Source organism: Streptomyces sp. MMS24-W38, assembly GCF_059889265.1.
In genome coordinates this window covers 3,182,861-3,208,389 of record NZ_JCBCPP010000001.1, presented here as the reverse complement: position 1 = coordinate 3,208,389, position 25,529 = coordinate 3,182,861, and the positions used below count along the sequence as shown (strand labels likewise).

The window sequence follows — 25,529 nt, the reverse complement described above, 5'->3', positions numbered from 1 at the left end:
ACCATCGTCAGCCCTTGTGTGTCGTGCATAGCGGCGGACTGTGGGCACAATTGGTTTTGGCGTCGGACGGCGCGCGAGGGCAGTCGCCGACGCGCATTGGATGGGGAGGCAGGGAACGACGGTGGCGGAACGGAGCACAGCTGCCGTCGACGTGGCAGACAACAGCGGCGAGCAGCCGCTGACCGCGCAGGCGGACCAGTCCACGGCCGACGGGGTGGTCAAGAACCGGGAGCAGGACACGGACAGCGACGCGGTACAGAAGAACACCGGGACCGACGGTTCCGGGGCGACGTCGCCACTCGAACTGCACAGCGGTCACAAGCTCGCCAGACGCTACCGTCTCGAAGAGTGCGTCACCCGTCTGGACGGATTCAGCAGTTGGCGTGCCGTGGACGAGAAGCTCCGCCGCGCCGTCGGTGTGCACATTCTGCCCGCGGACCACTCCCGTGCCCGCTCCGTCCTGGCCTCGGCCCGCGCCTCCGCCCTGCTGGGCGACCCTCGCTTCGTGCAGGTCCTGGACGCCGTCGAGGAGAACGACGTCGTCTACGTCGTACACGAATGGCTCCCCGACGCCACCGAATTGACCACGCTCCTGGCGGCCGGCCCGCTCGAGGTGTACGACGCCTACCAGATGGCCAGTCAGATCTCCTCCGCCATGGCCGCGGCCCACCGCGAAGGACTCGCCCATCTGCGGCTGAACCCCAATGCGGTCCTGCGCACCTCGACGGGCCAGTGGCGCATTCGGGGTCTCGCCGTGAACGCGGCGCTGCGCGGCATCGAATCCGACACCCCGCAGCGCACCGACACCGAATCCATCGGCGCCCTGCTGTACGCGGCGCTCACCCAGCGCTGGCCGTACGAGAGCGACGCCTACGGTCTGTCAGGGCTGCCGAAGGACATCGGTCTGATCCCGCCCGACCAGGTGCGGGCCGGTGTCCACCGCGGCCTGTCCGAGCTCGCCATGCGCGCACTGGCCAACGACGGCGCCACCGCCTCCCGCCATGAGTCCCCGTGCACCACGCCGGAGGAACTGGTGAAGGCAATCGGCGAGATGCCCCGCATCCGCCCGCCGGAGCCGGCCTTCACCACCCCGCCGGACTACCAGCGCACGACGTACCAGCAGGGCTCCTACGGACGTCCGGCGCCCGGTTTGGGCGTCACCCAACCGGTGCCGGCCCCGCCGCCCCCGCTGCAGAGCCGCACGGGCAAGGCGCTGAAGTGGGCCGTGTCAGCACTGCTGATCGCCGCGCTCGGTCTGGGCAGCTGGCAGCTCGCTGACGCCCTCATCGGCCAGGGCGGCAGCGCGGACGACACGAACAAGACGCAGACGACGGACGAGGACGACAAGAGCAGCAGTACACCCAAGCCGGCTCACCCCATAGCCATCACGAGTGCTAACGACTTCGACCCCCTGGGCGACGGTTCCGAAAAGCCGTCTGATGTGGCGAAGGTCTATGACGACGCTCCCGGTACGTACTGGCAGACCGACTTCTACCTGAGTTCGGACTTCGGCCGACTTAAGCCCGGGGTCGGCGTCGTCCTGGACCTCGGCAAGGTCCAGGAAGTCGGCAAAGTCACCGTTTCCTTCATGGGGAACACCTCGGTCGAGCTTCGTGCGGCTTCCAGCAACGCAGGAGGGCAACCGACGTCCTTGGACGGATTTGCCAAGATCGCCCAAGGGTCTGGCAGCAGCGTCACCCTCAAGCCCGAAGAGACGCTCAAGTCCCAGTACTTGCTGGTCTGGCTGACCGAGCTGCCGATACAGCCGGACGACGGGAAATGGCGCGGCAGGGTCGTGGACGTCAAGGTCAGCAGCTGAACTCAGTGGACCGCGCGGTCCGCGGTTACCGAAAACCGCGGACCGCCACGATTCAATCGCCTTCGGCGAGCAGCTTCCGAGCGGATTCCACCTTGGCCGTCTGCAGACTCAGAAACCTGCCCAGAACCGCCTTGTTGTTGTTGATCATGCGCGTCTGTATGTCGGACTCCACGGCGTTCCAACGCGTGACCAGGTCAACCTTCTTCTTGCAGGTGATATCGCGCTGAGCGACCGCCTTTTCGTGCCTCACAATGCGACCTTCGGCGAATTCTGCGCCGCCTATGGCATCCAGCGGAGAGTCATACACGTAGCCCTTGACCTGCATGCAGGCGGACCACTCCACGAATATTTTCTTCACTCGTGGGTCATTGAGGGATTCTTTGAAACCGTCGAAGTCGATGGTTCGAGCGGCCGCCACGCCCTCGGTATGGTCGTAGGGCGCCCTGACAATCCGGTCGGCTTCGCCCCTGCACCCGCCCTGGGGGATTGACTCGCCGTTGTCGGCCCTGGCTGACCGGGGCAGGGCCTTGCCCTGCCTGTTCCTGCCCCCAGTGCGGCGATCTCGGCGTCCGTGTAGGTGCTCTCTGTGTCTTCCGGCGGATGAACCACGGAGATCGGGCGGTAACAGTAGGTGAGCGCACGTTGGGGCCCCGGATGCTGTAAGGACGATTCTCCTCCACACCCCACTCATCGGTTCTGACTCTGCTTGCCCTGTAGGCAAGACCAAGGCTCTTCATACACGCCTCGGTTGCCTCGGCGCTTTTGGGTGGATCTGCTCGCCATGCGCAATTAGCGCAGTGCAGGGCGGACCTCTCCCTACCCCGTTACATCCCGACCCACTGTGTGCCATTCTGTCGGTCAGGATCACGAGTTGGGTAGCAGTGTCACGGCTGCCTCCCCAGGGACGCGGGGAATTTGTGTGGACAATGAGTCGCGCCGAGCTGATCACTCAGACGCCGAACTCCTGGCTTCCCATGTCTCGGGAGACAAGGACGCCTTCGGTGAACTCGTGCAGCGTCATCGCGACCGACTCTGGGCGGTGGCCCTGCGGACGCTGGGGGACCGGGAGGAGGCCGCTGACGCGGTTCAGGACGCTCTTGTCTCCGCCTATCGGGCCGCCCACACCTTCCGAGGCCAGTCGGCCGTCACGACATGGCTGCACCGGATCACGGTGAACGCGTGCTTGGACCGTGCGCGCAAGGCTGCATCCCGGAAGACCTCCCCTGTCGACGACACAGAGCGCCTGGAGCAGCTGCTGGAGCCCCACGAGTCCGCCTCGGCTCCTGCGGAACGCAATGATCTGCACCGCCAGCTCATAGCGGCCATGGGAACTCTCCCACCCGATCAGCGAGCGGCTCTCGTACTGGTGGACATGCAGGGCTACCCCGTCGCGGAGGCCGCCCGCATCCTCGATGTGCCCACCGGCACGGTGAAGAGCCGCTGCGCCCGAGGCAGAGCCAGGCTCCTGCCCCTTCTACAACATCTACGGCCGGACGGGAGCGGTGACAGCAGGAAGCGGTATGAGGAACGGAACCGGCCGCAGGGGGCATCCGTCCCATCCGCAGCGGGACCGCGTCGAGCGGATCCGCCAAATACCGGACCGAGTGACCCAGCGGCAGTGAAGGGCGGAGGTGGGAAAGCGTGACATCGACGACAGGCATGACGGAGCACCCGGACGTCGCGGAGATCTCTGACCTCACCGAGGGACTCCTGCCGCCCGCTCGGACCGCCGCTGTACGCCGACACCTGGACGAGTGCGACCTCTGCGCAGACGTCCATTCGTCGCTGGAGGAGATCCGGGAACTGCTTGGCACGATGCCGGGTCCACCGCGTATGCCTGCCGAGGTGGCAAGCCGTATCGACGCCGCACTCGCCGCGGAAGCGCTGCTGCATGCCAGGGCACCGGGGTCCGAGAGCGTCGCAGAGCCGGCCGGTGTCTCCCCTTCCCAGTCCGATGAGGACCGCGCGCATGTTTCACGTGAAACATCGACGCCGACGGACCGCCCCACAGGGCGTCCTCGCCCTTCCACTACCGGTCCAGGTCGCAAGGGCCGTATGCACAGCGGCCGCCGTAGGGCCGCTGTGCTGGGGACCGTGTTCACCGTTGCGGCTCTGGGGCTCGGCACGCTGTTCGTGACGTCCCAGAACGACGAAACGGGCCCGGGTGGCGTTCAGCAGACGGCCTTGGACACATTCTCCGAGGGTGAGCTGGGGAAGCAGGTCTCCGATCTCCTCGCGCAGAACCAGCGGAAGGGCGAATCCTCTCGCACGCCGCAGACCTTGGAAATGGAGTCGGAGGCCAGAGCCGCCAGCCCCAGGGTTCTCCAGCAACCCACGGTCCCGGCATGCGTCCGTGAGGGAATCGGCCGTAATGACGCCGCACTCGCCACAGAGCAGGGCATCTACAAGGGGCGAAAAGCCATCCTGGTAGTACTCCCCGACCCCTCCGACGACACCCGTGTGGCCGCCTACGTCGTCGATGCCACCTGCGTCGGCAACCCATCCTCGGCCACCACGGCGAAGGTTCTGCTGGAGAACTCCTACACCCGCGGCTGACAGTCGACGCTTCGTCTCCGTCCTGAGTGGTATCTCGTACGGTGTGCACCTGCCCGCGCCCACCCGAGAGTCGCGTCCGTCAGCTCCTTCGGTGTGCTCAGGCACAGCGGGAATGCTCGCCCCTTAGGATCCGTTGGGGGAGGTGAGAGTTCCGACAGAAGCTCCCACCGGTCGGATGACACAGACCAGAGACGAGGAAACAAGCCGTGAGCGACGTCCGTAACGTGATCATCATCGGTTCGGGGCCGGCCGGCTACACGGCGGCCCTCTACACCGCCCGTGCGTCGCTGAAGCCCCTGGTGTTCGAGGGCGCCGTGACCGCCGGTGGTGCGCTGATGAACACCACCGATGTCGAAAACTTCCCCGGCTTCCAGGACGGCATCATGGGCCCCGAGCTCATGGACAACATGCGCGCCCAGGCAGAGCGCTTCGGGGCGGAGCTCATTCCGGACGACGTGGTCGCCGTCGACCTGACCGGAGAGATCAAGACCGTCACGGACACCGCGGGCACGGTCCACAAGGCGAAGGCCGTCATCGTCGCCACCGGCTCGCAGCACCGCAAGCTCGGCCTGCCGAACGAGGATGCCTTCACCGGCCGCGGTGTCTCCTGGTGTGCCACGTGTGACGGCTTCTTCTTCAAGGACCAGGACATCGCCGTCATCGGCGGCGGCGACACCGCGATGGAGGAGGCCACCTTCCTCTCACGGTTCGCCAAGTCCGTCACGGTCGTCCACCGCCGCGACACCCTGAGGGCCTCGAAGGCAATGCAGGAGCGTGCCATCGCCGACCCGAAGATCTCGTTCGTCTGGGACAGCGAGGTCGCAGAGGTCCAGGGCGACCAGAAGCTCTCGGGTCTGAAGCTGCGGAACGTCAAGACCGGCGAGCTCTCGGACCTGGCGGTGACCGGCCTGTTCATCGCGATCGGGCACGACCCTCGCACGGAGCTCTTCAAGAGCCAGCTGGAGCTGGACGGAGAGGGCTACCTGAAGGTCGATGCGCCCTCGACGCGTACAAACCTCACCGGAGTGTTCGGTGCCGGTGACGTGGTCGACCACACCTACCGCCAGGCGATCACCGCGGCCGGTACGGGCTGTGCCGCCGCCCTCGACGCCGAGAGGTTCCTTGCCGCTCTCGCGGACGGGGAGCAGGCCGAGCCCGAGAAGACCTCTGTCTGACCTCCACCCTCACCACGCACCAACCAGTTAAGGAGCCCGCCGTGGCCGGCACCCTGAAGAATGTGACTGACGACTCCTTCGACCAGGACGTCCTCAAGAGTGACAAGCCCGTCCTGGTGGACTTCTGGGCCGCCTGGTGCGGCCCGTGCCGCCAGATCGCCCCTTCCCTCGAAGCGATTGCCGCGGAGTACGGGGACAAGATCGAGGTCGTCAAGCTGAACATCGACGAGAACCCGGGTACGGCCGCCAAGTACGGCGTCATGTCCATCCCGACCCTGAACGTCTACCAGGGTGGCGAGGTCGCCAAGACCATCGTCGGTGCCAAGCCGAAGGCCGCGATCGTCCGCGACCTCGAGGACTTCATCAGCGAATGAGCGTCGACCGCCTCGTCAGCGGCGCATGTTTCACGTGAAACACGAATGGGCCGACCCATCTGGGTCGGCCCATTCGCATGACGCACACCAGCACGTGACGCATCAGAGGGGGCGCAGCACCGGCTCCTTCTGGACGGCTCCGAGCAACCGGTCCAACGCCATCTCAACATCGTCCTTCCACGACAGTGTCGTCCTCAGTTCCAGTCTGAGCCGGGGATACGCGGGATGTTGACGGACCGTCTTGAACCCCACAGCCAAGAGGTGGTCAGCGGGCAGAACACAGGCCGGTTCTTTCCAACGCGCGTCGCCGAAGGCTTCGATCGCCTTGACCCCGCGACGCAGTAGGTCCTTCGCCACCGTCTGCACCATCACCCTCCCCAGGCCTTGCCCCTGGTAGCCCGGCACGACAAACCCGGTCATCAGCTGCACGGCATCAGACGACACAGGGCTCGTGGGGAACGCCATGGCACGCGGCACATAAGCAGGCGGGGCGTAGAGAACGAAACCCACGGGGCTGTCGTCGACATAGACGACCCTTCCACACGACCCCCAGTCCAGCAGCACAGCCGAGATCCACGACTCCTTCTCGACCTCTGACGTTCCCGCTGTTACTGCTGCCTCACCACTGACGGGGTCGAGCTCCCAGAAGACACACGAGCGACAGCGCCGGGGAAGGTCCTGAAGGTTGTCCAGCGTGAGCGGTACGAGCCGACGCCCCATGAAGCCTGTTCCTCGCTTCCTCCGCCTGCTGCCTCACAGGCGGCTGCCAGAGCGTGCCGCTCCTTGAGCAGGCTGCCGATGAACCCTCCGAAGGCGGCAATCGCCAGCCCCGCTCCCACCCATCCGGTGCGACTCATCATTCGCATGGCCCTGCCTTGCGCTCAGAGATTCAGGTACTGGCGGTGGACACACCCTGTCTCACCGCATCGTATCCATGAAGCGATTCCGTCGATACCGCCAGAAAGCAAAGGGCGGACCGTTTCCGGCATATACCGGACGCGATCCGCCCACAGGCGACTGTTCGGCTGACCGAGCCGAAGCCTCAGGAATCTTCCACGGAGTCGTCGTCCACAAGGCTCTTCTGCAGAACCGGCCCCTCATCAGGAGCAAGGGTGCCAAGAATGCGCTCGAGGTCCTCCATGGAGGCGAACTCGACGGTGATCTTCCCCTTCTTCTGTCCCAGGTCGACCTTCACCCGCGTCTCGAAACGATCCGAAAGACGGGTGGCCAGATCGGACAGCGCCGGAGACACCAGGGCACCCGCCCTCGGCCCCTTGGAGCGCGGCGACTTCTGCGGCCCGGACCCCATCAGGGTCACGATCTCCTCGACAGCTCGCACCGAGAGACCCTCGGCCACGATCCGATGGGCCAGCCGGTCCTGCTCCTCGGAGTCCTCCACAGAGAGCAAGGCCCGCGCGTGCCCGGCGGAGAGCACTCCGGCAGCCACCCGGCTCTGAACCCTCGGCGAGAGCTTCAGCAGACGCAGGGTGTTGGAAACCTGCGGGCGGGAACGACCGATGCGGTCAGCCAGCTGATCATGCGTGCAGTTGAAGTCCTTCAGCAGCTGGTCGTAGGCGGCTGCCTCTTCCAGCGGATTCAGCTGGGCACGGTGCAGATTCTCCAGAAGGGCGTCCAGGAGGAGCTTCTCGTCCTCCGTGGCCCGCACGATCGCCGGGATGGCTTCGAGCCCCGCACTACGGCACGCCCGCCAGCGGCGCTCACCCATGATGAGTTCGTAGTGCGCGGGCCCGACCTGCCGTACGACGACAGGTTGGAGGAGACCGACCTCCTTGATGGACGTGACAAGTTCTGCCAGCGCATCCTCGTCGAAGACTCCGCGCGGCTGACGCGGATTCGGCTTGATGGATTCGAGGGGAATCTCCGCGAAGTGTGCCCCCAGGGGAGGCATGGGCATCTCCGCCGCGCCATGCGTCGACGACTCCTCTGTTTCACGTGGAACAGAAGGAAGTGCGGCCAGTTTGGCCACGGCCACCCCGCGCTCGTTCGACAGCACCGGAGGCGCGGCGGAAGAGGCGGAAGCCGCGCCTCCCGTCACGGTCGGGGAGACCGTCTTCTCTGCCGGGGCAGTAGGGATAAGTGCGCCAAGACCACGGCCCAGCCCCCTCCGTCGCTCACTCACTGGACGCCCTCCACCATGCTCGGATCGTTCTGCTGTGCACCGATGTGTGCGTTCGATGCGTCATAGCTGACGCCAACGCCCCTCAGCGCGATCTCGCGTGCCGCCTCAAGGTAGGAGAGGGCACCGCTCGATCCAGGATCGTAGGTCAGCACCGTCTGCCCATAACTCGGCGCCTCCGAGATGCGCACAGAGCGAGGAATGCTTGTCCGCAGCACCTCGTCGCCGAAGTGACTACGCACCTCGTCCGCAACCTGGGACGCAAGGCGCGTCCGGCCGTCGTACATGGTGAGCAAGATCGTCGATACGTGCAGAGAGGGGTTGAGGTGGCCCCGTACCAGATCGACATTGCGGAGCAGCTGTCCCAGGCCCTCCAGGGCGTAGTACTCGCACTGGATCGGGATCAGGACCTCCTGTCCCGCCACCATCGCGTTGACCGTCAGCAGGCCGAGGGACGGAGGGCAGTCGATGAGGACGTAGTCCAGCGGCTGCTCGTAGGCATGGATGGCGCGCTGCAGCCGGCTCTCCCGTGCCACCAGCGACACCAGCTCGATCTCCGCGCCGGCGAGATCGATCGTGGCGGGTGCGCAGAAGAGACCCTCCACGTCGGGGACCGGCTGGACAACCTCCGCCAGTGGCCTGCTCTCGACCAGCACGTCATAGATGGAAGGAACTTCGGCGTGGTGATCAATCCCCAGGGCCGTAGAAGCATTGCCCTGGGGGTCGAGGTCGATCACCAAGACCCGAGCGCCATGGAGCGCAAGCGACGCGGCGAGGTTGACGGTCGTCGTCGTCTTGCCCACGCCACCCTTCTGGTTGGCGACCACGATGAGGCGTGTCTGCTCGGGCCGTGGCAGGCCCTCGCCTGCGCGGCCCAGTGCATCCACCGCCAGCTGGGCAGCACGACCGATGGGAGCGTCGTCCATAGGAGGCGGTGTTTCACGTGAAACATCCGCCCCCATCGATTCGGCACGGGGACCGGGGACCGGGTCGGTCATCGGTCCCGCGATGTGGGCGTCGGACCGCAAGGTGGATTCACTCTCCTCGACTTCAGGCTCGCAATGAACAGAGCCTCCCATGCCTTCGGGGTCGTGAACCAGTGAGGCCTGACGTTCTGTGGAGAAATCCACTTCTGTGGACAACTCCGCACCCCCTGAGGGGGGCGAAGTCTCGTCGGGAACAGGCCTCTCTCCGAGTGAACCGAGAGGCTTACGATCGCGGGGTTCGGCCGCGGCGCGACCGCGACTGATGATGCCGTGCAGCAGGGAGCGACGTTTCACGTGAAACACGATGCACAGCAGCCGGGGTTGCGCTGCCGCGACACTCCGGCCTACGGAGGTTCGGCAGCTTGTGTGGAGTACGTCTGCCCCTTCAGGGGGTAGGCCTGCCCGTCAGATGTCCTGCCGCCCGGCAGACCACGCCTCTATCCGCGTCGGCGCCGTGCACGCCCGGTACGAGCGGCCTTCGCGCGCTTCGCCGCGAAACGCACACCGCCGGGGCTTTCCCCCACCTCGACCCGTACCACCGTGGACATCGGATCCACCACACCCTCGCCCACATGCACGACCGATGTCGCCACAGCGCCGAGCTTGCTCAGCGCCGAGGTCGCATTCTTCAGCTCCTCCTCGGCGGCGTCACCCTTGAGCGCGAGCATCTCTCCGTACGGCCGAAGGAGGGGGATGCCCCACGTGGCGAGGCGGTCAAGCGGCGCCACGGCTCGTGCGGTCACCACGTGCACCGGAGACATCGTGCCCATGACCTCCTCGGCCCGGCCACGCACGACCGTCACATGATCCAGTCCCAGCAGCTCCACGACTTCGGTCAGGAAGGTGGTACGCCGCAGCAGTGGCTCCAGCAGTGTGATCTTGAGGTCCTCGCGGACCAGCGCCAATGGGATGCCCGGCAGACCGGCACCCGAACCGACATCGCACACCGTGACACCTTCGGGCACGACTTCCGAGAGCACCGCACAGTTCAGCAGATGCCGCTCCCACAGGCGCGGCACCTCCCGCGGGCCGATCAGACCACGCTGAACGCCCGCCTCAGCGAGCAGTTCCGCGTAACGCACCGCGTCCGCGAAGCGCTCGCCGAACACCTCGCGAGCCTGCTCGGGCGCGGGGGGAAGCTCCGCTGCCTCCGTCACGGGGGACCGTCCTTCCGTAGCGTGCCGACATCGGGCGCCGACACCACAGAACTATCAGGCTGACAAAATTCGGCCCCGCCTGCGCAACAGACGGGGCCGGTGGAACGTGGAACCGCTCAGGCGGGAAGCACGACGACGAAGCGCTGAGGCTCCTCGCCCTCGGACTCACTGTTCAGGCCGGCGGCCTTGACCGCGTCGTGCACGACCTTGCGCTCGAACGGCGTCATCGGGTCGAGCTTCACGGGCTCACCGCTGCTCTTGGCCTCGGCGGCGGCCTTCGCCCCCAGCTCGGACAACTCGGCCCGCTTCTTGGCGCGGTACCCCGCGATGTCGAGCATGAGCCGACTGCGGTCTCCGGTCTCCCGGTGCACGGCCAGACGCGTGAGCTCTTGGAGCGCTTCCAGCACCTCACCGTCCCGACCGACCAGCTTCTGCAGGTCACGGCCGGCCGAGTCGCTGATGATCGAGACGGAGGCACGGTCGGCCTCGACGTCCATGTCGATGTCACCGTCGAGGTCGGCGATGTCGAGCAGACCCTCCAGGTAGTCTGCTGCGATCTCACCTTCCTGCTCCAGGCGGGTCAGGGTGTCTGCGCCCTCGGCAGCGGTGGAGGTGGTGCCTTCCGTCACGGGATGGACTCCTTCTTACTTCTTGGACGGGGACTTGGGCCGCTGCGGGCCCTTGCGCTGTCCGGACTGGGCCCTGCTGCGGGTGCTTCCGCCGGACTTCGCGTTGCCCTTCTTGGCAGCGGCGGCAGGCTTGTCGTCGTCCTGAGGCGTTTCGGTCTTGGTCAGCGAGGTGGGCTCACCAGCTGCCTTCGCTGCACCGCCCTGCCGCTGGGACTTGGTCTGCCGCTTGGGCTGCTGACGCTTCGCGGTCTGGAGCGTGGCCGTGGAGCCGTCCTCGGCCTGTGCGGCGGCCGTGGCATCGCCCTTGCTCACCGCGCCATCGGTCTGGGCCACGAGGCCCACCTTGCTCAGACCGTTGATGAACTTGCGCTCGTATTCGTTGCGGTCCCGGCCCTTGGCCATGATGGCCTTGACGATGGCACGCTCACGGCGGTTGCGGGTCTTGCCGTGGTGGGTGACGTGCTTGGCAAGGCGCTCCAGGTAAGCGGCCTGCGCCTTCGAACCCGGCGTCGGGTTGTTGTGGATGACGTACATCTGCTGGCCCATGGTCCACACGTTGGTGGTCAGCCAGTAGACGAGGACACCGACCGGGAAGTTGATGCCGAAGACGGCGAAGATGACGGGGAAGACGTACATCAGCATCTTCTGCTGCTGCATGAACGGCGTCTTCACCGTGGTGTCGACGTTCTTCGTCATCAGCTGGCGCTGCGTGTAGAACTGCGACAGCGACATCAAGACGATCATCAGGGCCGTGACGATCCGCACATCGGTCAGCGAGGCGTTGAGGGCTTCGACCTTGTCCGCGTTGTCCGTGAACTTCGCCGCGAGCGGGGCACCGAAGATGTGCGCCTTCTGCGCACTCTCCAGCAGACGCTCGTTGATCACACCGATGGTGTCGTTGGACGCGATGCTGTTGAGCACGTGGTACAGAGCGAAGAAGAACGGGGACTGCGCCAGGATGGGAAGGCACGAGGAGAGCGGGTTGGTGCCCGCGTCCTTGTACAGCTTCATCATCTCTTCGGACTGACGCTGCTTGTCGTTCTTGTAGCGCTCCTGGATCTTCTTCATCTCCGGCTGGAGCGTCTGCATCGCGCGCGTCGCCTTGATCTGCTTCACAAAGAGCGGGATCAGGCAGATACGGATCAGGATCACCAGGGACACGATGGACAGGCCCCAGGCCCACCCGGTGTCGGGGCCGAAGATGGCCCCGTACACGGAGTGGAACTGGACGATGACCCAGGAGACAGGTGTCGTGATGAAGCTGAAGAGGCTGGCAATCGTGTCCACTAATCATGCTCCTTGGGCATGGGGCGAGGTCTCTGCGGCCGGACTCGAAGGGCTCGTCGGACTTACGGAGGAAGTCTGTCCTTCGGTGGCCGGTTCGGCGGAGGCAGGCCCGCCCTTGCGTGCACGCCGGGCGTCACGCAGCATTTCGTGCCACCGCGGGCGCTTGCGCGGCGGGACATGGTCCACGCCACCCAGCGACCACGGATTGCACCGCAGGATGCGCCAGGCCGTGAGTGCTGTGCCCTTGATGGCACCGTGCCGGTCGATGGCCGTGTAGCCGTAGTGGGAACACGACGGGTAGTACTTGCACACGGGCCCCAGCAGCGGACTGATCGTCCACTGATAGAGCTTGATCAGAGCCAGCAGCGGGTACTTCATCGCGTGCCCCCTCCCAGCAGCCGCTGCAGAGCGGCATCCAGGTCTTGGGCCAGTTGTGCATGGTCGGCGTCGCCCGCTCCGGGCAGCGCTCGTACGACTACCAGGCTACCGGGGGGCAGCAGGGCTACTCGATCGCGCATCAGGTGGCGAAGTCTGCGCTTCACCTTGTTCCGCACGACCGCTCCACCCACAGCCTTGCTCACGACGAAACCCGCACGTGTCGGGGGAGCGCTCTCCCCAGGCACATGCGGGTCCGTGACACCGCTGCGAAGGTGTACGACGAGGTGCCTGCGTCCGGCCCGGCGTCCTCGTCGTACCGCGATCGCGAAGTCCTCGCGCCGCCTCAGCCGGTTGTCGGTGGGCAGCACGACGTCATGACCTGATCGGGATCAGGCGGACAGGCGGGCGCGACCCTTGCCACGGCGGGACGCGAGAATCGCGCGGCCGGCACGGGTGCGCATACGCAACCGGAAGCCGTGGGTCTTCGCGCGACGACGGTTGTTCGGCTGGAAGGTGCGCTTGCTCACTCGGGGGCTCCAGAAAGATGTCGTTGATTGCGGGGTGCCGTCCTGGCTGTCACCGTGCGCCCACGAGTAGCTCGCGTTACGCCCGAGTGCACCGCTGACCGATCATCTTGCGCGATCTGTGCCCATCGGAGGCAGGCGGCAGCAGCCATCGACAACTCGACCTCGTCACGGTACGCGCGGCTGCCTCCTTCGGTCAAACCAGCAGCCGCGGGGAGATACTTGTCCACAGGCTGGGGACAACGACTTGAACAGCACCGGCCGCCCTGACTACCGTGACGGAACTCCGATTCGTTCCTTTGTCCCTCGACCACCCCCTTTACAACCCCGACCCGTCCCCGAATCACACGTTCGAGGGATCTGTGAGAGAGCGTGCCCTGTGGCTGACGTACCTGCCGATCTTGCTGCAGTGTGGCCACGCGTACTGGAAGAGCTGCTCGGAGAGGGCCGGGGCCAGGGAGTCGAGGGGAAGGACGAACACTGGATCCGGCGCTGCCAGCCGCTGGCGCTGGTCGCCGACACCGCGCTGCTCGCCGTGCCGAACGAGTTCGCCAAGGGCGTGCTCGAGGGCCGCCTCGCGCCGATCGTCAGCGAAAGCCTGAGCCGGGAGTGCGGGCGCCCCATCCGCATCGCCATCACCGTCGACGACTCCGCGGGAGAGCCCCCGGCTCCGCCGGCCGCCCGCCCCCAGCCGCGCTACGAGGAGCCCGAGCTCCCTCCCACCCGGCAGGACCGACCGGATCGACAGGACCGCCAGGAGCACGAGCAGTACGAGGGCTACGGCCGGCGCCGCGCCGACCAGGACCCCGGATCGCCCGGCGACCAGCTCCCCACCGCCCGCCCCGCCTACCCCTCGGAGTACCAGCGCCCGGAGCCCAGCTCCTGGCCGCGACCGGGCCAGGACGAGTACGGCTGGCAGCAACAGCGCCTCGGTTTCCCCGACCGCGATCCGTACGCCTCGCCCTCGCAGAACGCCTACGGCTCCCCGGACGGCTACGGCGGCGCGCCCTCGCAGGACTACCGTCCGCAGCCGATGGAACGCCCCTCCTACGAGCAGCAGCGCTCCGACTACGAGACGTCACGCGCGGAGTACGACCGCACCAACTACAACCGGGGCGGCTACGACCGCGGTGACTACGACCAGCGCGACACCGCCCGCCGCGAGCTCCCCGAGCCCCCGCCCGGCTCGGGGCACGTCCACCGCGGTGGCCCCGTCGGCCCGAACCTGCCCACGAGCGGGGCGCCCGGCCCACTGGCCGCACAGCCCGCGCCGGCGACCGGTCCCGGTGAGCCGACCGCGCGACTGAACCCGAAGTACCTCTTCGACACGTTCGTCATCGGCGCCTCCAACCGCTTCGCGCACGCGGCGGCGGTGGCGGTCGCCGAGGCACCCGCGAAGGCGTACAACCCCCTGTTCATCTACGGGGAGTCCGGGCTCGGCAAGACCCACCTGCTGCACGCGATCGGACACTACGCGCGCAGTCTCTACCCCGGCACGCGGGTGCGGTACGTGAGCTCGGAGGAGTTCACCAACGAGTTCATCAACTCCATCCGCGACGGCAAGGGCGACAGCTTCCGCAAGCGCTACCGGGAGATGGACATCCTGCTCGTCGACGACATCCAGTTCCTCGCGGACAAGGAGTCGACGCAGGAGGAGTTCTTCCACACCTTCAACACGCTGCACAACGCCAACAAGCAGATCGTGCTCTCCAGTGACCGGCCGCCCAAGCAGTTGGTGACGCTGGAGGACCGGCTGCGGAACCGTTTCGAGTGGGGTCTGATCACCGACGTCCAGCCTCCGGAGCTGGAGACGCGTATCGCGATCCTGCGCAAGAAGGCGGTGCAGGAGCAGCTCAACGCCCCGCCCGAGGTGCTGGAGTTCATCGCCTCCCGGATCTCGCGCAACATCCGCGAGCTGGAGGGCGCGCTGATCCGGGTGACGGCGTTCGCCTCGCTCAACCGGCAGCCGGTGGACCTCGGGCTGACGGAGATCGTCCTGAAGGATCTGATCCCCGGTGGCGACGACTCCGCGCCGGAGATCACCTCGACGGCCATCATGAGCGCGACCGCCGACTACTTCGGGCTCACGGTCGAGGACCTGTGCGGCACCTCGCGCGGCCGCGCCCTGGTGACCGCACGGCAGATCGCGATGTACCTGTGCCGTGAGCTGACGGACCTGTCGCTGCCGAAGATCGGCGCGCTGTTCGGCGGCCGCGACCACACGACGGTGATGCACGCGGACCGGAAGATCCGCAACCTGATGGCGGAGCGACGTTCCATCTACAACCAGGTCACCGAGCTCACCAACCGCATCAAGGCCGGCTGAGCACCCGCAGGCACCCACAGAGGGCGTTCCCGGAGCACATCCGGGAACGCCCTTCTTCGTGCGCCCGCCGACCGGCCTTCGTGCGCCCGCCGACCGGCCTTCGTGCGCCCGCCGGCCGGTGAGGGCCGACCCTCGCGGCCCTCGGCGTCCTGTCCACTGTTCGATTTCGGCACCGGGTTACGGCTGTCCTCCACAGATGTGGCAACTTTCTCCCGTCCACATCCTGGGGACTGTGAAGTTGTCCCGAAACTATCCACAGCCGTGCTTGCCGGGGCAGCATCGAGCCAGGTCAACCGGCTGTGAATCCGTGGACAAGCGATCTCCACAGGCTGTGGACAAGACAGTGCCCCACAGGCTGTGCACAAAGTTTTCCACCAGCAACCCACAGGCTGAGGCCAGTTGTCCCCAATGATCAGGCGCTTCTCCACACGCCTGTCCACTGTTCGGCAACGCCACGCGCCTCCTCACCGGGTCGAGTGAAAGGCGTCACAGCAAGGTGCCGAGGCCGCCTGTGGGAAAGACCGGCAAACCTGGGGACGGAGCTGGGGAGAACTCGCCCCTCCCTGTGCACGGAGTGTGCAGAACTTTTTGTTCTCCACAGAAACCCCGAGTTGTCCACCGCCTCCACCCACAGGCCCGGTGGACAAAATCTTGGCTCTGAGCTGGGAAAACAAGGTTATCCACGGTATCCACAGGCCCTACTACTACTCCCAACTAGAGAGAGTGAGGAATCCGTTTCGAAGAGGGTCCTGTGCACAACTCACCGGTTCGACGCCGACTGCCGCTCGTCACGACTTGACCCCGAGGGGCGCCTACTGTCAGTGCGGTGCGTCAGACTGGTCTCCGGTGTCCTTCCCTCACAGAGGCCGATGACACCGAGGCAGACGACGAAGGCGAAGCAGGGCGTGAGAACGCCGGCAACAGCAGGAGGCGGCTTACGGTGAAGATCCGGGTGGAACGCGACGTACTCGCGGAGGCAGTGGCCTGGGCTGCGCGCAGCCTCCCGGCCCGTCCGCCGGCGCCGGTCCTCGCCGGCTTGCTGCTGAAGGCCGAGGAGGGGCAGCTGAGCCTGTCCAGCTTCGACTACGAGGTCTCCGCACGGGTCTCGGTGGAGGCGGAGGTCGAAGAGGAGGGCACCGTCCTGGTCTCGGGCCGTCTGCTCGCCGACATCTCCCGCGCGCTCCCCAACCGGCCGGTGGAGATCTCCACAGACGGTGTACGGGCGACGGTGGTGTGCGGTTCCTCGCGGTTCACGCTCCACACCCTGCCGGTGGAGGAGTACCCGGCCCTGCCCCAGATGCCGAACGCGACGGGCACGGTCCCCGGTGAGGTCTTCGCGTCCGCCGTGCAGCAGGTCGCCATCGCGGCCGGCCGGGACGACACCCTGCCCGTCCTGACCGGTGTCCGCATCGAGATCGAGGGCGACACAGTGACGCTGGCCTCCACCGACCGCTACCGCTTCGCGGTCCGCGAGTTCCTGTGGAAGCCGGAGGACCCGGAGGCCTCGGCGGTCGCCCTGGTGCCCGCGAAGACGCTCCTGGACACCGCCAAGGCGCTGACCAGCGGCGACCAGGTGATCCTCGCGCTGTCCGGCTCGGGCGCGGGCGAGGGTCTGATCGGCTTCGAAGGAGCGGGCCGCCGCACCACAACGCGGCTGCTGGAAGGCGACCTCCCGAAGTACCGCACGCTGTTCCCGACCGAGTTCAACAGCGTCGCCGTCATCGAGACCGCCCCCTTCGTGGAGGCCGTCAAGCGCGTGGCCCTGGTCGCCGAGCGCAACACCCCGGTGCGGCTCAGCTTCGAACAGGGTGTGCTCATCCTGGAGGCCGGCTCCAGCGACGACGCACAGGCTGTGGAAAGGGTCGACGCCCAGCTGGAGGGCGATGACATCTCGATCGCCTTCAACCCGACGTTCCTGCTGGACGGCCTGAGCGCCATCGACTCCCCGGTGGCGCAGCTGTCGTTCACCACGTCCACCAAGCCCGCGCTGCTCAGCGGCAGGCCTGCGGTGGACGCGGAGGCGGACGACGCCTACAAGTACCTGATCATGCCGGTGCGGCTCAGCGGCTGACCCGCACCACCTGGCCGCGGCTGCCCCCGGCAGTCCACAGTTGTGCACAGTCCTTCCGGGCCCGGTGGACACCGGATCGTGGATACCGGTCAGAGCCGGACCCGGAAGTGGCCGTGAGCGAAGCCGCAGGTGAGGGCGTGCGCATGAGCGCGTATGCCCACAGATGTGCGTGAGCGCCCGGGTTTAGGGTCGTGTCGGTACGTAAGTGCCGCGGCACGCCCGTGCCGCCATGCCACGTCGCAACCTAAGGAACACAACTGATGGAGCTCGGTCTCGTCGGCCTCGGCAAGATGGGCGGCAACATGCGTGAGCGGATCCGCCGCGCGGGCCACACCGTCGTCGGATACGACCGCAACCCGGACCTCGCCGATGTCCACAGCCTGGAAGAACTTGTGGGCAAGCTCGAGGGCCCGCGTGTGGTCTGGGTGATGGTCCCGGCCGGCCAGGCGACGCAGTCGACCATCGATGAGCTCGCCGAGCTGCTCCAGCCCGGCGATGTCGTCGTGGACGGCGGCAACTCCCGCTGGACGGAAGACGAGAAGCACGCCGAGGAACTGGCGGCCAAGGGCATAGGTTTCGTCGACTGCGGTGTCTCCGGCGGCGTCTGGGGCCTGGAGAACGGCTACGCGCTGATGTACGGCGGCGACAAGGAGAACGTCGCCAAGGTGCAGCCGGTCTTCGACGCCCTCAAGCCGGAGGGCGACTTCGGTTCGGTGCACGCGGGCAAGGTCGGCGCGGGCCACTTCGCCAAGATGGTCCACAACGGCATCGAATACGCGATGATGCAGGCCTATGCCGAGGGCTGGGAGCTCCTGGAGAAGGTCGACTCGGTGACCGACGTCCGGGAGGTCTTCCGTTCCTGGCAGGAGGGCACCGTCATCCGCTCCTGGCTCCTCGATCTCGCGGTGAACGCGCTTCACGAGGACGAGCACCTGGACAACCTCCGGGGTTATGCACAGGACTCCGGTGAGGGACGCTGGACTGTGGAGGCCGCGATCGACCACGCGGTCCCGCTGCCGGCGATCACCGCGTCGTTGTTCGCGCGGTTCGCCTCCCGTCAGGAGGACTCGCCGCAGATGAAGATGATCGCAGCGCTGCGCAACCAGTTCGGCGGTCACGCGGTCGAGAAGAAGTAGTCCGAAGAGCTGGCCCGAAGAAGTAATCCACAGACCACAGAGCGGCCAGGAGTGGCCAGAGCACAGCCGTAGAAGCAGTCACAGGGCATCCCCCTGGCTGTCCGTCCGCAGGACCGTACGACGGTCCACAACGTCGGGGAGGTCGGCGCACGACCATGCACGTCACGCATCTGTCGCTGGCCGATTTTCGTTCCTACCCCCGGGTCGAGGTCCCGCTCGACCCGGGGGTGACGGCCTTCGTCGGCCCCAACGGGCAGGGCAAGACGAATCTCGTCGAGGCGGTCGGCTATCTCGCCACACTCGGCAGCCACCGTGTCTCCTCCGACGCCCCGCTGGTTCGTATGGGCGCCGATCGCGCGATCATCCGGGCCCAGGTCCGGCAGGGCGAGCGGCAGCAGCTCGTCGAACTCGAGCTGAACCCGGGCCGTGCCAATCGCGCCCGTATCAACAGATCCTCGCAGGTCAGGCCCCGGGACGTGCTGGGGATCGTCCGCACCGTGCTGTTCGCACCCGAGGATCTCGCCCTCGTGAAGGGTGATCCCGGCGAGCGGCGCCGCTTCCTGGACGATCTGATCACGGCCCGTTCCCCACGCATGGCGGGTGTCCGTTCCGATTACGACCGGGTCCTCAAGCAGCGCAACACGCTGCTGAAGACGGCCGCGCTGGCCCGCCGGCACGGCGGGCGCACCATGGATCTGTCCACCCTCGACGTCTGGGACCAGCATCTCGCCCGTGCGGGTGCCGAACTGCTGGCTCAGCGTCTGGATCTGATCGCCGCGATCCAGCCACTCGCCGACAAGGCGTACGAACAGCTCGCGCCGGGCGGCGGGCCCGTCGCCCTGGAGTACAAACCGTCGGCGCCCGGTGAGGCGCACACACGCGAGGACCTGTTCGAGCAGTTGTCGGCGGCTCTCGTCGAGGCGCGCAAGCAGGAGGTCGACCGGGGCGTCACCCTGGTCGGCCCGCACCGGGACGATCTGCTGCTCAAGCTCGGTCAGCTGCCCGCCAAGGGCTACGCCTCCCACGGCGAGTCCTGGTCCTACGCCCTGGCACTGCGCCTGGCCTCCTACGACCTGCTGCGTGCCGAGGGCAACGAGCCGGTGCTGGTGCTCGACGACGTCTTCGCCGAGCTGGACGCACGCCGCCGCGAGCGCCTCGCCGAGCTCGTCGCGCCAGGGGAGCAGGTCCTGGTGACCGCGGCCGTCGACGACGACGTTCCCCATGCGCTGTCGGGGACGCGGTTCGTCGTGGCCGAGGGGACGGTGCGGCGGGTATGAGCGAGCCCGGCCGGCCCGACGGCCCCCCTACGGGGATGCCCGGGGCGGCTCCTGAGCCCTCGGGCGTCGACCTGGCACGCGTGGCGTTGCGCGCGGCCAAGGAGGCGGCACGCGCGCGTGGGGATGTGGCGCAGCAGAAGAAGCAGGCACGGCGCGGTGGCCTGCGCTCCGGCGCGCGCGGCGACCGGCGCGATCCCATGGCGCTCGGTGCGGCGATCAACCGGCTGCTCACCGAGCGTGGCTGGGAGGCCCCGGCCGCGGTGGGCGGTGTGATGGGGCGCTGGCCCGAGATCGTCGGTGAGGACGTGGCCAAGCACTGTGAACCGGAGCGCTACGACGAGGACGAGCGAGTGCTGTTCGTGCGCTGCGACTCCACGGCCTGGGCGACGAACCTGCGGCTGCTCGCCCCGACCCTGGTCGCCCGGCTGAACGAGGACCTGGGCCACGGCACGGTGAAGCTGATCAAGGTCAATGGACCGGGTGGCCCCGCCCGCCGCTACGGCCCCCTGCGTGCTCCCGGGAGCACCGGTCCCGGGGACACATACGGGTGACCCGGAGCCCTGTTCCGGGCCGTCCACGAAAAGGTGATCGACGTCACACCGAGGCTTCTCGGGAGTGCGTTCGGTCCACCGATGCCCCTTTCGTCGTACGGCCGGACGGGGTGCAGAATCGCCACCTGACTCCTAAGTAGCCAAGGGTTGACGGTCGGAAGCGCTGGGTGCCCTCGTGAGCCCCTTGGAGCCCCCATCCGCATACCGGGAGTCGGACGAGACCGGTTGAGGGCGGCACATGCGGACTCAGGCACCGGCAAACCCCCATCAATGTCAGAGCTACCGGTAGACTGGAGGCAATCCCGCCCCGACCGTGGGGACCGCCCGGGAAAAGCTGAGCAACGCTGATCAAGGCTTACCAACGCAACATGCCGCAGCCGCTCCGGCAACCCGCCGCCGAGCCTGGCTCGTGGTGTGCCAGAAAGGGCGCTTCGTGGCCGATTCCGGCAACCCCAACGAGAACATCCCGTCCACCGACACCGGCGTGAACAGCGAGGCGACCGCCCTCGACAGCGAGGTCACCGCCTCGTACGACGCCAGTGCCATCACCGTCCTCGAGGGTCTGGACGCGGTCCGCAAGCGACCCGGTATGTACATCGGTTCGACCGGTGAACGAGGCCTGCACCACCTGGTGCAGGAGGTCGTCGACAACTCCGTCGACGAGGCGCTGGCCGGGCACGCGGACACGATCGATGTGACGATCCTGGCCGACGGCGGCGTCCGGGTCGTCGACAACGGCCGAGGCATTCCGGTGGACATCGTTCCCTCGGAGAACAAGCCGGCCGTCGAGGTCGTGCTGACCGTGCTGCACGCGGGCGGCAAGTTCGGCGGCGGCGGCTACGCGGTCTCCGGCGGTCTGCACGGCGTCGGTGTGTCCGTGGTGAACGCCCTGTCGAGCAGGGTCTCCGTCGAGATCAAGCGTGACGGCCACCGCTGGACGCAGGACTACAAGATGGGCGTCCCCACGGCCCCGCTGGTCCGGCACGAGGAGGTGGAGGAGACCGGGACGACGGTCACCTTCTGGGCCGACCCGGACATCTTCGAGACCACCGACTACTCCTTCGAGACGCTCTCCCGGCGTTTCCAGGAGATGGCGTTCCTCAACAAGGGCCTGCGGATCAACCTCGTCGACGAGCGCGAGTCGGCGAAGGCCACCGCCGGAGCGGACGAGGCGGGTGAGGACGAGAAGCACGAGGTCAAGAGCGTCTCGTACCACTACGAGGGCGGCATCGTCGACTTCGTGAAGTACCTCAACTCCCGCAAGGGGGATCCGGTGCACCCCACCGTGATCGACCTCGAGGCCGAGGACCGGGACAAGCTCCTGTCCCTCGAGGTCGCCATGCAGTGGAACGGCGGCTACACGGAGGGCGTGTACTCCTTCGCCAACATCATCCACACCCACGAGGGCGGTACGCACGAGGAGGGCTTCCGCGCGGCGCTCACCAACCTGGTGAACAAGTACGCGCGCGAGAAGAGGCTGCTGCGCGAGAAGGACGACAACCTCACGGGTGACGACATCCGCGAGGGACTGACCGCGATCATCTCGGTCAAGCTGAGCGAGCCCCAGTTCGAGGGCCAGACCAAGACCAAGCTGGGCAACACCGAGGTGAAGACCTTCGTCCAGAAGGTCGTCTACGAACACCTCAACGACTGGCTGGACCGCAACCCCAACGAGGCCGCGGACATCGTCCGCAAGGGCATCGCGGCGGCCACCGCGCGAGTGGCGGCCCGCAAGGCCCGCGACCTGACCCGCCGCAAGGGCCTGCTGGAGTCGGCGTCCCTGCCGGGCAAGCTCTCCGACTGCCAGTCGAACGACCCCACCAAGTGCGAGATCTTCATCGTCGAGGGTGACTCCGCCGGCGGCTCGGCCAAGTCCGGCCGGAACCCGCAGTACCAGGCGATCCTCCCGATCCGGGGCAAGATCCTCAACGTCGAGAAGGCGCGCATCGACCGGATCCTGCAGAACCAGGAGATCCAGGCGATGATCTCCGCGTTCGGCACCGGTGTGCACGAGGACTTCGACATCGAGAAGCTCCGCTATCACAAGATCATCCTGATGGCGGACGCCGACGTCGACGGCCAGCACATCAACACCCTGCTGCTGACGTTCCTGTTCCGGTTCATGCGGCCGCTGGTCGAGGCGGGGCACGTGTACCTCTCCCGTCCCCCGCTCTACAAGATCAAGTGGGGCCGGGAGGACTTCGAGTACGCGTACTCCGACCGCGAGCGCGACGCGCTGATCGAGATGGGCCGCCAGGCCGGCAAGCGCATCCGCGAGGACTCCGTCCAGCGTTTCAAGGGCCTCGGCGAGATGAACGCCGAGGAGCTGCGCGTCACCACGATGGACCAGGAGCACCGCGTCCTCGGCCAGGTCACCCTCGACGACGCCGCCCAGGCCGACGACCTGTTCTCGGTCCTCATGGGCGAGGACGTCGAGGCCCGCCGCGCGTTCATCCAGCGCAACGCCAAGGACGTCCGCTTCCTCGACATCTGAGTCGGTCTCAGCTGACCGCACCAGGAAGGATCTTCACCAGCAATGACCGACGAGAACACTCCCGTCACGCCTGAAGAGGACGGCCAGATCGGCCTCCGCGTCGAGCCCGTCGGGCTCGAGACGGAGATGCAGCGCTCGTACCTCGACTACGCGATGTCCGTCATCGTCTCGCGTGCGCTGCCGGACGTCCGTGACGGGCTCAAGCCCGTCCACCGCCGCGTGCTGTACGCCATGTACGACGGCGGCTACCGCCCCGAGCGCGGCTTCTACAAGTGCGCGCGCGTCGTCGGCGACGTCATGGGCAACTACCACCCGCACGGCGACTCCTCGATCTACGACGCGCTGGTCCGCCTCGCGCAGCCGTGGTCGATGCGGATGCCGCTGGTGGACTCCAACGGCAACTTCGGCTCCCCGGGCAACGACCCTGCGGCGGCCATGCGGTACACCGAGTGCAAGATGGCGCAGCTGTCGATGGAGATGGTCCGCGACATCGACGAGGAGACCGTCGATTTCAAGGACAACTACGACGGCCGCTCGCAGGAGCCGACCGTCCTGCCCGCACGCTTCCCGAACCTGCTGATCAACGGATCGGCCGGTATCGCGGTCGGTATGGCGACCAACATCCCGCCGCACAACCTGCGTGAGGTCGCCGCCGGTGCCCAGTGGTACCTGGAGAACCACGAGGCCTCGAACGAGGAGCTGCTCGACGCGCTCATCGAGCGCATCAAGGGCCCCGACTTCCCGACCGGCGCCCTGGTGGTGGGGCGCAAGGGCATCGAGGAGGCGTACCGGACGGGCCGTGGCTCGATCACCATGCGCGCGGTGGTCGAGGTCGAGGAGATCCAGAACCGCCAGTGCCTGGTGGTCACGGAGCTGCCCTACCAGACCAACCCCGACAACCTCGCGCAGAAGATCGCCGATCTGGTGAAGGACGGCAAGATCGGCGGCATCGCGGACGTCCGTGACGAGACGTCGTCCCGTACCGGGCAGCGCCTGGTCATCGTGCTCAAGCGGGACGCGGTCGCCAAGGTCGTCCTGAACAACCTCTACAAGCACACCGAGCTGCAGACCAACTTCGGTGCCAACATGCTGGCGCTGGTCGATGGTGTCCCGCGCACGCTCTCCCTGGACGCGTTCATCCGCCACTGGGTGAACCACCAGATCGAGGTCATCGTCCGCCGTACGCGGTTCCGGCTGCGCAAGGCCGAGGAACGCGCGCACATCCTGCGCGGCCTGCTGAAGGCCCTGGACGCCATCGACGAGGTCATCGCGCTGATCCGGCGCAGCGACACCGTCGAGATCGCGCGCGGGGGCCTGATGGACCTCCTGGCGATCGACGAGATCCAGGCCAACGCGATCCTGGAGATGCAGCTCCGCCGGCTGGCGGCACTGGAGCGTCAGAAGATCGTCCAGGAGCACGACGAACTCCAGGCGAAGATCAACGAGTACAACGAGATCCTCGCCTCCCCGATCCGTCAGCGGGGGATCGTCAGCGCGGAGCTGACCGCGCTCGTCGAGAAGTACGGTGACGACCGCAAGACCAAGCTGGTGCCCTATGAGGGCGACATGTCCATCGAGGACCTGATCGCCGAGGAGGACATCGTCGTCACGGTCACGCGCGGCGGCTACATCAAGCGCACCAGGACCGACGACTACCGGGCCCAGAAGCGCGGCGGCAAGGGCGTACGCGGAGCGAAGCTCAAGGAAGACGACATCGTCAACCACTTCTTCGTGTCCACCACGCACCACTGGCTGCTGTTCTTCACCAACAAGGGCCGGGTCTACCGGGCGAAGGCGTACGAGCTGCCCGACGCCGGCCGGGACGCACGCGGCCAGCACGTGGCCAACCTGCTGGCCTTCCAGCCGGACGAGTCGATCGCCGAGATCCTCGCGATCCGCGACTACGAGGCGGCGCCCTACCTGGTTCTGGCCACCAAGGCGGGCCTGGTCAAGAAGACGTCGCTGAAGGATTACGATTCACCCCGCTCGGGTGGTGTGATCGCGATCAACTTGCGGGAGCAGGAGGACGGTTCCGACGACGAACTGATCGGGGCTGAACTCGTCTCGGCAGATGATGATCTACTACTGATCAGCAAGAAGGCACAGTCGATCAGGTTCACCGCGACGGACGAGACTTTGCGGCCCATGGGCCGTGCGACCTCGGGTGTAAAGGGCATGAGTTTCCGCGAAGGGGACGAGCTGCTCTCGATGAATGTTGTTCGACCCGGTACGTTCGTGTTCACTGCCACAGACGGCGGGTACGCGAAGCGGACCGCTGTCGACGAGTACCGCGTCCAGGGTCGCGGCGGCCTCGGCATCAAGGCCGCCAAGATCGTCGAGGATCGTGGGACCCTCGTCGGCGCGCTGGTGGTCGAGGAGACCGACGAGATCCTCGCCATCACGCTGTCGGGCGGTGTGATTCGCACGCGGGTCAGCGGAGTCAGGGAGACGGGCCGTGACACCATGGGCGTCCAACTGATCAATCTGGGCAAGCGCGATGCCGTGGTCGGCATCGCGCGTAACGCCGAGGCGGGACGCGAGGCGGAGGAAGTCGACGGCGACGTGGCCGTGGACGAGACCGACGAAGGTGCCGTGACCACCGGCACGGACGAGGGTGAGGCGCCCTCGGCCGAGTAGCACGAGGAGTGAGTC

Annotated in this window: 22 protein-coding genes; 12 read left to right on the top strand and 10 right to left on the bottom strand. The window is 66.9% G+C overall.

The features are described 5' to 3' along the window. Positions 1–121 precede the first annotated feature (121 nt). Positions 122–1,819 (top strand): protein kinase family protein, encoded by a 1,698-nt coding sequence (locus AC6F7H_RS13415; protein WP_500757241.1) that lies wholly within the window; start codon positions 122–124, stop codon positions 1,817–1,819. Positions 1,820–1,871: 52 nt separating this feature from the next. Here AC6F7H_RS13415 and AC6F7H_RS13410 read toward each other — a convergent pair whose 3' ends face one another. Next, positions 1,872–2,237 (bottom strand): hypothetical protein, encoded by a 366-nt coding sequence (locus AC6F7H_RS13410; RefSeq protein ID WP_500757240.1) that lies wholly within the window; start codon positions 2,235–2,237, stop codon positions 1,872–1,874. 501 nt (positions 2,238–2,738) lie between these two features. On the opposite strand from AC6F7H_RS13410, the gene sigM reads away from it, so the two are divergent. The 4 genes from sigM (at position 2,739) to trxA (ending at position 5,924) form a co-directional block, all read left to right on the top strand. Then, on the top strand, positions 2,739–3,464 hold the full coding sequence (gene sigM / locus AC6F7H_RS13405; RefSeq protein WP_500757239.1) for an RNA polymerase sigma factor SigM: 726 nt from the start codon (positions 2,739–2,741) through the stop codon (positions 3,462–3,464). Beyond that, positions 3,461–4,375, top strand: a complete 915-nt coding sequence (locus AC6F7H_RS13400; protein WP_500757238.1) for an anti-sigma factor family protein — start codon at positions 3,461–3,463, stop codon at positions 4,373–4,375. Before sigM ends, AC6F7H_RS13400 begins: the two co-directional genes overlap by 4 nt. Before the next feature lie 206 nt (positions 4,376–4,581). Further along, positions 4,582–5,550, top strand: coding sequence for a thioredoxin-disulfide reductase (gene trxB, locus AC6F7H_RS13395; protein WP_500757237.1), 969 nt, complete (start codon positions 4,582–4,584; stop codon positions 5,548–5,550). A 41-nt stretch (positions 5,551–5,591) separates the two neighbouring features. Further along, positions 5,592–5,924: a thioredoxin gene (gene trxA / locus AC6F7H_RS13390; protein ID WP_109376577.1), complete on the top strand. Its 333-nt coding sequence runs from the start codon at positions 5,592–5,594 to the stop codon at positions 5,922–5,924. A gap of 102 nt (positions 5,925–6,026) precedes the next feature. Here trxA and AC6F7H_RS13385 read toward each other — a convergent pair whose 3' ends face one another. The 9 genes from AC6F7H_RS13385 to rpmH all read right to left on the bottom strand — a co-directional run bounded on the left by AC6F7H_RS13385 (position 6,027) and on the right by rpmH (position 13,025). Next, positions 6,027–6,644: a GNAT family N-acetyltransferase gene (locus AC6F7H_RS13385; RefSeq protein WP_500757236.1), complete on the bottom strand. Its 618-nt coding sequence runs from the start codon at positions 6,642–6,644 to the stop codon at positions 6,027–6,029. 322 nt (positions 6,645–6,966) lie between these two features. Further along, positions 6,967–8,064, bottom strand: coding sequence for a ParB/RepB/Spo0J family partition protein (locus AC6F7H_RS13380; protein ID WP_500757235.1), 1,098 nt, complete (start codon positions 8,062–8,064; stop codon positions 6,967–6,969). Continuing rightward, positions 8,061–9,140 carry a ParA family protein gene (locus tag AC6F7H_RS13375; protein WP_500761794.1) on the bottom strand — a complete coding sequence of 360 codons (1,080 nt, stop codon included), beginning with the start codon at positions 9,138–9,140 and terminating at the stop codon, positions 8,061–8,063. Before AC6F7H_RS13375 ends, AC6F7H_RS13380 begins: the two co-directional genes overlap by 4 nt. A 344-nt stretch (positions 9,141–9,484) precedes the next feature. Then, positions 9,485–10,204, bottom strand: coding sequence for a 16S rRNA (guanine(527)-N(7))-methyltransferase RsmG (rsmG, locus tag AC6F7H_RS13370; RefSeq protein WP_452978683.1), 720 nt, complete (start codon positions 10,202–10,204; stop codon positions 9,485–9,487). 116 nt (positions 10,205–10,320) lie between these two features. Further along, the gene (locus tag AC6F7H_RS13365) at positions 10,321–10,833 is read right to left on the bottom strand and encodes a Jag family protein (protein ID WP_109376581.1); all 513 of its coding nucleotides are present in this window, start codon (positions 10,831–10,833) and stop codon (positions 10,321–10,323) included. A 15-nt stretch (positions 10,834–10,848) separates the two neighbouring features. Beyond that, a complete protein-coding gene (yidC, locus tag AC6F7H_RS13360; RefSeq protein ID WP_500757234.1) occupies positions 10,849–12,120 on the bottom strand; it encodes a membrane protein insertase YidC in 1,272 nt (423 codons plus the stop codon). 3 nt (positions 12,121–12,123) lie between these two features. Continuing rightward, positions 12,124–12,498 carry a membrane protein insertion efficiency factor YidD gene (gene yidD, locus AC6F7H_RS13355; RefSeq protein ID WP_500757233.1) on the bottom strand — a complete coding sequence of 125 codons (375 nt, stop codon included), beginning with the start codon at positions 12,496–12,498 and terminating at the stop codon, positions 12,124–12,126. Continuing rightward, positions 12,495–12,866: a ribonuclease P protein component gene (gene rnpA / locus AC6F7H_RS13350; protein WP_500757232.1), complete on the bottom strand. Its 372-nt coding sequence runs from the start codon at positions 12,864–12,866 to the stop codon at positions 12,495–12,497. The genes yidD and rnpA overlap by 4 nt, the downstream gene beginning before the upstream one ends. Positions 12,867–12,887: 21 nt before the next feature. Next, positions 12,888–13,025 (bottom strand): 50S ribosomal protein L34, encoded by a 138-nt coding sequence (gene rpmH, locus AC6F7H_RS13345; RefSeq protein ID WP_003949374.1) that lies wholly within the window; start codon positions 13,023–13,025, stop codon positions 12,888–12,890. Between the two features lie 376 nt (positions 13,026–13,401). On the opposite strand from rpmH, the gene dnaA reads away from it, so the two are divergent. From dnaA to gyrA, 7 genes are all read left to right on the top strand, one after another. Beyond that, a complete protein-coding gene (gene dnaA / locus AC6F7H_RS13340) occupies positions 13,402–15,348 on the top strand; it encodes a chromosomal replication initiator protein DnaA (protein WP_500757231.1) in 1,947 nt (648 codons plus the stop codon). Positions 15,349–16,288: 940 nt separating this feature from the next. Continuing rightward, positions 16,289–17,419 (top strand): DNA polymerase III subunit beta, encoded by a 1,131-nt coding sequence (dnaN, locus tag AC6F7H_RS13335; protein ID WP_109376586.1) that lies wholly within the window; start codon positions 16,289–16,291, stop codon positions 17,417–17,419. A gap of 260 nt (positions 17,420–17,679) precedes the next feature. Beyond that, positions 17,680–18,555 carry a phosphogluconate dehydrogenase (NAD(+)-dependent, decarboxylating) gene (gnd, locus tag AC6F7H_RS13330; protein WP_500757230.1) on the top strand — a complete coding sequence of 292 codons (876 nt, stop codon included), beginning with the start codon at positions 17,680–17,682 and terminating at the stop codon, positions 18,553–18,555. 155 nt (positions 18,556–18,710) lie between these two features. Further along, positions 18,711–19,832 carry a DNA replication/repair protein RecF gene (gene recF / locus AC6F7H_RS13325; RefSeq protein ID WP_500757229.1) on the top strand — a complete coding sequence of 374 codons (1,122 nt, stop codon included), beginning with the start codon at positions 18,711–18,713 and terminating at the stop codon, positions 19,830–19,832. Continuing rightward, the gene (locus AC6F7H_RS13320) at positions 19,829–20,383 is read left to right on the top strand and encodes a DciA family protein (protein WP_500757228.1); all 555 of its coding nucleotides are present in this window, start codon (positions 19,829–19,831) and stop codon (positions 20,381–20,383) included. The genes recF and AC6F7H_RS13320 overlap by 4 nt, the downstream gene beginning before the upstream one ends. A 433-nt stretch (positions 20,384–20,816) precedes the next feature. Beyond that, a complete protein-coding gene (gene gyrB / locus AC6F7H_RS13315) occupies positions 20,817–22,877 on the top strand; it encodes a DNA topoisomerase (ATP-hydrolyzing) subunit B (protein WP_500757227.1) in 2,061 nt (686 codons plus the stop codon). A 42-nt stretch (positions 22,878–22,919) separates the two neighbouring features. Beyond that, a complete protein-coding gene (gene gyrA, locus AC6F7H_RS13310; RefSeq protein ID WP_500757226.1) occupies positions 22,920–25,514 on the top strand; it encodes a DNA gyrase subunit A in 2,595 nt (864 codons plus the stop codon). Positions 25,515–25,529: the final 15 nt, after the last annotated feature.